Source organism: Mycobacterium sp. ENV421, from assembly GCF_002887815.1.
GTDB lineage: Bacteria > Actinomycetota > Actinomycetes > Mycobacteriales > Mycobacteriaceae > Mycobacterium.
This window is the reverse complement of record NZ_PDHO01000114.1, coordinates 1-1576: the sequence shown is the minus strand read 5'-3', so window position 1 is coordinate 1576 and position 1576 is coordinate 1. Positions and strand designations below refer to the sequence as shown.

Here is a 1576-nt window from a genome sequence, read left to right as displayed (position 1 = left end):
GGCAGACCGGACGGGCACTTTGGTTCTCGATCGCCGCGGCGATGCGCCACCAGGAGAGCTTGTCAAGATTTTTGTGTAAGTAGTTGTGCTCGTTGCGGTTAGAGGTAGGGGTTGATTCGTTCGGGGTAGGCCAGTGCGAGTTGGGCCAGGGCCTGTTTCCAGTTCGTGGTGATCTGACCCTCGACGAGGCGCCCTTCGGCGGTGCGTTTCGCACCGAGCCCCCGCCCGCGTTCTTTGGCGCGGTCGCGAGCTCTCTTGTCTTCGATGTTGCAGATCGCCAGCCACAGCAGCTTCACCACCGCCGCGTCGTTGGGGAAGTGACCGCGGTTCTTGATGATCTTGCGTAGTTGGTAGTTCAGCGATTCGATCGCGTTGGTCGTGTAGATGACCCGACGCAGCATCGGCGGGAACGCCAAGAACGGGGTGAACCGCTCCCAGGCGTCCTCGAAGACACGGACGGTGTTCGGGTTGGCTCGACCGACCTCAGATGCCGCGAACGCGTCCAACGCCGCCCGGGCGGCCTCGGCATCGCTGGCCTGATAGACCGTCTTGAGAGCGGCCGCGACGGCCTTGCGCTGGGCGTAGGACACGAACCGCATCGCCGCCCGGATCAGGTGCACCACGCAGGTCTGGACCAGCGAATCGGGCCAGGTCGCCTCGATCGCATCGGGGAAGCCGGTCAGCCCGTCACAGCACACGATGAGCACGTCAGCGACACCGCGATTGGCCAGCTCGGCGCACACCCCGGCCCAGAACTTGGCGCCCTCGGTGGCCTGAATCCAAATCCCCAGAACGTGTTTGACGCCGTCCATGTCGACGCCGACGGCGATGTGAGCGGCCTTGTTACGCACGTGGGCACCGTCGCGGACCTTGACCACGATCGCGTCGAGATAGATCACCGGGTAGAACGATTCGAGCGGGCGACGCTGCCAGGCCAGGACCTCGTCGAGGACCTCGTCGGTGATCTTCGAGATCGTCTCGCGGCTGATCTCGGTCCCGATCGTGGAGACGAGGTGATGCTCGATATCGCGGACTGTCATCCCGCCGGCATAGAGCGAGACGATCATGTCGTCGAGCCCACCGACCCTACGCGTTCCCTTGGGCACCAGCGTGGGGGTGAACGTGGCGTCGCGATCGCGCGGGATCGCCAGTTCGACATCACCGACGCTGGTGGCCACTGTCTTAGGCGACGAGCCGTTGCGTGAGTTCGGGAACAACGCGGCCTCGGGGTCGCCCTTGTCGTATCCGAGGTGATCGCTGAGCTCAGCCTGCAGGCCCCGTTCCAGGCCGGCCTTGATCAGCTGCTGGATCAGTCCGTCCTTGCCGTCGAGAGTGACCTCGCCGGCGTCGATCATCGAGTACAGCTCATCGAGGGCACCTGAAGCCTCCAGGGCCTCGACACCCGCTCGCTGCTCACGGCGACGTTGCTCACGGTCAAGCTTCTTATCCACCACGGTCATCAGTGTGTCTCGGCTTTCAGATCGGGAGCACCGCTACCTCACACAAACCATCTGACACGCTCCACCAGGATCGCCGCGAGGCCAGCATCACCCCGCCATCCCAGGCCGTGGCGAAC

General features: G+C 64.2%; 1 protein-coding gene. It reads right to left on the bottom strand.

The genetic code is table 11. The features are described from left to right. Positions 1-98 precede the first annotated feature (98 nt). Entirely contained in the window at positions 99-1355 is a 1257-nt protein-coding gene (locus tag CRM90_RS29890) for an IS256 family transposase (protein ID WP_233209607.1), read from the bottom strand. Positions 1356-1576 lie beyond the last annotated feature (221 nt).